This is a genomic window from Novipirellula sp., assembly GCF_041583735.1.
GTDB lineage: Bacteria > Planctomycetota > Planctomycetia > Pirellulales > Pirellulaceae > Novipirellula.
This window is the reverse complement of sequence record NZ_JBFHFD010000468.1, coordinates 1-6,745: the sequence shown is the minus strand read 5'-3', so window position 1 is coordinate 6,745 and position 6,745 is coordinate 1. Positions and strand designations below refer to the sequence as shown.

Below are 6,745 nucleotides of genomic sequence, written 5' to 3'. Positions count from 1 at the left end.
TGGTGGGACGCCAGCGAAAATTCCCCAACGATACGAGAGCCCAATCCATGTCCGAACCGTTGAGTGAAACGGCCAACGAAAACAACGCCGCCACGTCCGCGGCGGCGGCCGCCGGCGCGTCCAGCACGGTTGTTTCGACGCGGCCACGGTTGGACGACGATACTCAAAATGCGTTCGAAGCCGAAAATCTGATCGAAACGTACCAGATCATTGGCGAGTGGATTCGATTTGCCGATGCCAAGGCGGCTGCGGTCTTAGCGGTCAACGGCGCGTTGTGTGGCGTGTTAGTGCCCACCATCCATGAGTACATTCGCGCCGACCAATCGCATCCGACATCGTGGTGGACGTCGTTGGTTTCGGTTACGTTTTTATTATGGTTGGCATCGATGATTTGGTCATGTGTGTTAGCATTTCGCTGCATTTTGCCGTTCCGATATCGTGGTAAACATCCATCATTGGGGCGTGCCAATCACTTTCATCCCGCAGCCATATCCGCACATTATACGATCGATCAAACTGAGCAGTTTGCCGACGAGATGCAGCGGATCGGAATGAGTGGGCTAAAGCGAGAAATCGCGATTTGCATGATGTTGGATTCGCATGTCTCGAATTCGAAGTACACCTTTGTTTCACGATCAATTCGGATGTTGGCGCTCAGCGCGATCTTGGGGTTGATGTACTTGATCGTAACTCAGTTTTAACCGTGGCTCGATGAAATCCAACGCTCCGGAAGATCTGCGGCCCCCAGTAAGCGGTTGGCTTTCAAACGGATTCCACCGCTTCCTAACGCCTTACTTGCGTCGCAATTTGCATTCGATTGCGATCATGCGAGATTCGCTTACGCAGGCAAACGTGCCCGCAGAGCAACCCTTGATCGTGTACGCAAATCATCCCTCGTGGTGGGATCCATTGACGGCTCAGTTTTTAAATCGACACTTGTTTACCCCACGTCAATTCTTTGCTCCGATCGATGCCGCGGCGCTCCAGCAGTATCGCGTTTTTGCAAAGCTCGGATTCTATGGGGTGAAACTGCATTGCAACGAAGGAGCGGCAGCGTTTTTAAAGCAGAGCCGAGCGATCCTGCATAGCAACGATGCTTCGTTGTGGTTAACCCCCGAAGGCCGATTTGCGGATGTGCGTGATCATTCCGCAGTCCTAATGCCAGGAATGGCGCATCTTTGCACTCGGATGCAGCGAGGATGGGTGTTGCCGATCGCAATCGAGTACGTGTTTTGGGAAGAGCGACTGCCCGAATGCTTGTTTCGGATCGGCGAGCCGGTCAAAGTCGACGAACATCCGCACGCATCAAAATCGGATTGGCAAACACTGTTGACCGATCGGATGCGTGATAACCAAACCGTGCTGAGCGAGCGGGTGATTGCACGAGACTCAGAGGCGTTTGAAAACCTGTTAGCGGGCGCGGGTGGCGCGGGAATCGTTTACGATTCGATGCGACGATTAAAAGCGTTGGCGACGGGGCGGCGGTTCAAGGCAGCGCACGGAAACAAATTGCAATGATGTTTTGGTCGTGCGTCTCACTCGGGTTGGCCTTGTTGCCTGGCTTGATGTTTTTGCGTAATTTGCCTTTGTTTCGTTTGCCGAATCGATCACGGGCGGCAAACGATGCGCCCGAGAACAACGATGCGCCCGAGAACGGCGCGTCGCGGCGCCACGGCAACGATTCTGCTGCCGTCTCGGTGCTGATTCCCGCCCGCAATGAAGCAGATTCAATCGCGGCATGTGTCCAATCAGTGTTGGCCAGCCGCGATGTCGAAGTGGAAGTGCAGGTGTTGGACGACGATTCGGATGACGCGACTGCGGCGGTGGTGCTTGAAATGGCAACGGTGGACAAGCGAGTTCGCTATTTGTCAGGCCATCCGTTGCCACCGCAGTGGAATGGAAAGCAGCATGCATGTTGGCAATTGGCATCCTCGGCAAACTATCCGCGTTTGTTGTTTCTCGACGCAGATGTACGACTGCAGCCGCACGCGATCAAGTCGTTGGTTGATTGGCAAGATGCAAATCAAATTGCCTTGCTGAGCGTGTTTCCCCAGCAAGAGACGGAGACGTTGCTCGAAAAACTGCTGATCCCGATGATGCACTACATCCTGCTCGGTTTCTTGCCAATCGCAAGGATGCGAGCGAGTACGAGCCCCGCTTACGCCGCTGGGTGTGGGCAATTGTTTATGACGCTGAAAACCGACTATGACGCGGCCGGCACTCATTGTGCGATCCAAGCATCGCGTCATGATGGCGTCAAGCTGCCACGGATCTACCGCCAAGCCGGATTGATGACCGATGTGGTGGACGGAACGGACTTGGCTCGCTGCCGGATGTACCGAAACGGTGGGCAAGTGATCCGAGGTCTGCTGAAAAATGCAGACGAAGGGATCGCCAACCCACGTTTGATTGGCGTGTTTACGTTGCTGATTTTGGGAGCGAGCGTGTTGCCGATCGTGATGTTATCGATTGCGATCGTAAAACAATCACCGCTGGGAATTGGGATCGGGGTGATCGCCGTCCTGCTGGCCCATCTTCCTCGAGCGTTGGCAGCGTTCTATTTTCGGCAACCGCTTGTCGGCGTTTTGCTGCACAGCGTTGCCGCCACGCTATTTATCGGGCTGCAGTGGACCTCGCTAGCATTGGCAATGTTCGGAAAAAAAGTCCGATGGCGTGGGCGAAATTAGTAAAAACGCAGCCCATGCATCACGTTGACGCCTCTCCCCCCCTTTTGTCAACGAATGAAGGCGAAATGCTATGGCGTTGCCACTTTGTAATTGATTACGTTCGCGGCAATGGTCCGAGGTCATCTCGGGTTGAATGGAATCAAATCGCCCATTTTGCTGGTCGCCCGAAGCGTCCGAGAGTTGGAGAATCGTCATGCAAACGCTGAAAACTGCGGCAATTATCGTCTTGCTGATGACGGTGATGTACACAGCGTACATGTCACTCACTACCCCGCCTGATTCGTTGCCACCGGAAGTCGAGCGCATCGTGATGGACGAAGGCGGGCTGGACATCGAGAGCGGCTTGCCTGAGTCGCTGGGCGAATTGGAAATCAATGGCGGGATGCCTGAATCGTCCGCAATCGCCGATAGCTCGGAACCCACATTCGGCCAGTCCTTTAACGACCTTCCCGCCGCCGGTTCGACCACCCCAGTCGCGACCACCCCAGGCCCCAATGCAAGCGGTGTGTCGATCCAGCTTTCGGATACTCATGGCAACGATAGCTTGACGGTTCATCAGCCCAGCGATGATACGCCCGCCTACATGGACCTCGGGGCTAGCTCGGGAACTCAAGCCAGTTTAGCGTCGGCGAGTACGGGGATGTCTGCCGCTGCCACCTTGCCTCTCGGTACTGCTGCGGGTTCGAGTGCTTATGGCGCCACCGACATGACATTTGATATGCCCGATCCCACCGACGACGAGAACAAGCTTCCCGAAGACGGTTCGGTTGCGTTTGATCCTTCCGCAGGTCCTGGGACCGCCCTTTCCGAATCAGCGGACGGTATCGCAACGGTTAGCGGCACTTCGGATCCCACCAAAAACAACGTTGGGCAGGCCAATGCCCTGCAGTTGGCCGACGATCAATACAAATCGGATCAACGCAAAGAGGCTCTTGAAACACTTAGTCTGTTCTACCACACGCCCAATCTGCCATCGGCTCAGCGGCAAGAATTACTCAGCCGGCTCGATCCGCTTGCGGCCGAAGTCATTTATTCACGTCGCCATTTGCTTGAACAGCCTCATCGCGTTGGGCATCACGAAACCTTGATGCAAATCGCCGTGAAATACGAGGTGCCTTGGCAATTGTTGGCAAACATCAATGGCATCGAAGACCCCATCACCGTATTGCCTGGGACCGAATTGAAAGTCGTGCGGGGACCATTCCGAGCCGACGTCGATCTGGGCAAACAGGAAATGACGTTGTTCCTTGGCGATCTGTACGCGGGTCGCTTCCCAATCGCGGTGGGGAATGATCCTCAGCCACGTCCAGGAACGTTTACGGTTCAGGACAAGCAATCCGAGCGACCGTTTTACGGCGCCAGCGGTTCTCCTGTGCCAGCCAACAGTCCCGACAATCCGTATGGATCATTGTGGCTCGATCTTGGCGGTCAATTGTGTATCCACGGCAGCCCCTATGCAACGCGTCCCAGCGACCAAGGGTGCATCAGCGTGGCAGCGGATTATGCCGACGACCTGTATGGGATTCTGACCCAGGGTTCCTCGGTGACGATTCGCCGGTAAGATTTTGGTTGTGCTTTGTTCGCATCACATGCACCATCAAATCATCTACCTAACCCCTCGCTGAGACTTATGACCTACAACCGAGACGCACTTTTAGACCTGATTCGTGCCGAAGCTTTACAAACAGGCGAATTCACGCTCGCCAGTGGCAAAAAGGCTTCTTATTACCTCGATTGTCGAAAAATCACGCTCCATCCCAAAGGGGCAAATTTGATCGCCGAAGGCATGCTCAGCGTGATCCAATCTGCGGGCGAATTGCCCGATGCGGTCGGGGGGATGGCAATTGGTGCCGATCCAATCACCGCGTCGATCGTGACAATCGCTGGCCAACGCGACTTGCCGCTCAAAGGATTCATGGTTCGCAAAGAACCCAAGGGGCATGGAATGGGGAAACAGGTCGAAGGACCTGTCCAACCGGGCCAACGCGTCGTGATCGTCGAAGATGTGATCACCAGCGGCGGCAGTGCAATCAAGGCAGTCGAAGCGGCCGAGGCTTTTGGATTAAAAGTCGACTGCGTGATCGGGATCATCGACCGCTTGGCCGGAGGTGCCGAGGCGTTCGCGGCCAAAGGGCTCGAGTTGAAGGTGCTGACCACCATTCGTGATTTTGGCATCGAACCTTAAAAATCGGCAATCGCCATCCTGGCTGAGGATTGGTCGAACCACCGAATGGAATCCCGTTGGCTGCGGAGCGAACTTTGGAAACATCACTGCACCAACAACTCAAACGCTGTTACGCCCCGGACGAAGCAAGTACCGAAGTCGTGCTGGGCGATTATCGTATCGATGCGCTTCGCGATGATGAGCTGATCGAGATCCAATGTGCTTCGTTGTCGGCGATCCGGGACAAGTCGCAAAAGTTGTTGGCGCGGCACAAGCTGCGTGTGGTCAAACCCGTGGTTTGGCGAACGCGGATTGCCAAAGCGAAACAGGCTGGCGGAGCGATCACGTCGAGCAGGATGAGTCCCAAGCGGGGCGACATCCTCGAGGTGTTTGAGGATCTGATCTATTTCACTCGAGTGTTTCCGCACCCCAACTTGGTGCTGGAGGTACCGATGGTGCAGGTGATCGAGACTCGGATTCCGTGCAAGCGTCGGCGTGGCCGGCGACGCAAAGATTACACGGTACATGACGTGGGACTCGAGTCGATCGAATCGACTCACGAGTTTCGCTCGGTCGACGATCTGCTGAGAATCGTCAACGTGCCCGAGGGGACGACCGTCTTTAACACGTCAGACTTGGCCAGCTGGATTGACCGTCCACGCTGGGTCGCCCAAAAGATCGCGTACACGCTGAAGCACATGTCGGCGATCGATATGGTCGCGCGGCGTCGCAGCGGAATTATTTACGAGCGCAAAGCGGCGTAACACTCGACACGTCGCCTCCGCACCGGATCCCCCCCTCCGCGTGACCTTTCCTGGTTCGATTCTTCGGCGTGGACGTCGCTTAGCCGCGACCGTTACTCGAGGGAGCCCCGATCTTCAGCCGGCGGCGTTTCGTAGCGATGGTCGCCTTCTTGATCCCTAGCTTTTTAGCGATTTCCTCGTCTGGAACCTTGCCCAACATCTTGATCTCTTCAGGAGTCCAGGTGTGACGTGCTCCGTTGATCCGGATTCCATGGCGGCTTCGGTAACCACTAATCGCACTGACGGGAATCCCGGTTTTCTCACTGACTTTGGAGTCAGGGATTTTGCCGAGCATCTTGATCACTTCGGGGGTCCAGCGAGCTTCGGTCGCTGCAACGGTCGGATTTTCGATTCCGAGCGATTGGCGTTTTGCGATCACTTTACGGCGGCCGATCTTCATTCGGCGAGCAATTTCAGCGTCCGAAAGTTTGCCGAGCCAGCCCAGTTCCTTTTTCGACCATTTCCGCGCCGGGCGTCCTTTCCGGATCGGTTCGATCCCAAGCGATTCGCGTTTCGAAGCGACCGTCGTCGCGTCAAGATCCAAGCGACGTCCAATTTCAGCATCTGAGATTGCGCCTAACCACTTCAATTGGGCTTTGGTCCAGCGGTGTCGCAACTGTTTGCGTGAATACCCAAAAGGCTCGATTCCCAGTTGCGCACGTTTCCGCGATACAGCAGTCTTGGTCACTCCCAGCTTGGCGGCGATATCGACATCCGATTGGGTGCCAAGTAAGGCAATATTCTTCTTGGTCCATTTCGTCCAACCATGCGGAATGATGCCGCGAACTTGGCGAGCCGCTTGGATTGCCTCAATCGGCAACCCAGCGTGATTGGCTAGTTCCGCATCCGGAAGCTTCCCTAGCTTCTTCGTGATCGTCGTTGGTAGTTTTGTAGGCATGAAGACTGCTTGATAAGAGTCAGATAAGCTCAGGCGATGTCACATGTCTCTGTGTCGAGAACGCAATCTCGCCATATGAAGAGCCGTGAAATTGCTTTACAAACTTATGAAAACAGAAAACATAACGGTTCTCAATAGCTTGCTATCTGTAAATTGCACTTTGCGCGTTCTTTGCGCCTATAAAACGGGGGGG

The 6,745-nt window shown here is 55.1% G+C and carries 7 protein-coding genes; 6 read left to right on the top strand and 1 reads right to left on the bottom strand.

Annotated elements, in window-relative coordinates:
• The 6 genes from ABX962_RS25990 to ABX962_RS25965 all read left to right on the top strand — a co-directional run.
• Positions 1-701: hypothetical protein (locus ABX962_RS25990; protein WP_372723711.1), on the top strand; the 701-nt coding region annotated here is incomplete at its 5' end.
• Positions 702-711: 10 nt separating this feature from the next.
• Positions 712-1,518 (top strand): lysophospholipid acyltransferase family protein, encoded by an 807-nt coding sequence (locus tag ABX962_RS25985; RefSeq protein ID WP_372723710.1) that lies wholly within the window; start codon positions 712-714, stop codon positions 1,516-1,518.
• Positions 1,515-2,687 carry a glycosyltransferase family 2 protein gene (locus ABX962_RS25980; protein ID WP_372723708.1) on the top strand — a complete coding sequence of 391 codons (1,173 nt, stop codon included), beginning with the start codon at positions 1,515-1,517 and terminating at the stop codon, positions 2,685-2,687. Before ABX962_RS25985 ends, ABX962_RS25980 begins: the two co-directional genes overlap by 4 nt.
• A 193-nt stretch (positions 2,688-2,880) precedes the next feature.
• Positions 2,881-4,248 carry a L,D-transpeptidase family protein gene (locus ABX962_RS25975; RefSeq protein ID WP_372723706.1) on the top strand — a complete coding sequence of 456 codons (1,368 nt, stop codon included), beginning with the start codon at positions 2,881-2,883 and terminating at the stop codon, positions 4,246-4,248.
• A 69-nt stretch (positions 4,249-4,317) separates the two neighbouring features.
• Complete coding sequence (pyrE, locus tag ABX962_RS25970) at positions 4,318-4,872, top strand: orotate phosphoribosyltransferase (RefSeq protein WP_372723704.1); 555 nt, start codon at positions 4,318-4,320, stop codon at positions 4,870-4,872.
• Positions 4,873-4,928: 56 nt separating this feature from the next.
• Entirely contained in the window at positions 4,929-5,615 is a 687-nt protein-coding gene (locus tag ABX962_RS25965; RefSeq protein WP_372723702.1) for a hypothetical protein, read from the top strand.
• Positions 5,616-5,694: 79 nt separating this feature from the next.
• Here ABX962_RS25965 and ABX962_RS25960 read toward each other — a convergent pair whose 3' ends face one another.
• Positions 5,695-6,552, bottom strand: coding sequence for a DNA-binding protein (locus ABX962_RS25960; RefSeq protein ID WP_372723701.1), 858 nt, complete (start codon positions 6,550-6,552; stop codon positions 5,695-5,697).
• Positions 6,553-6,745: the final 193 nt, after the last annotated feature.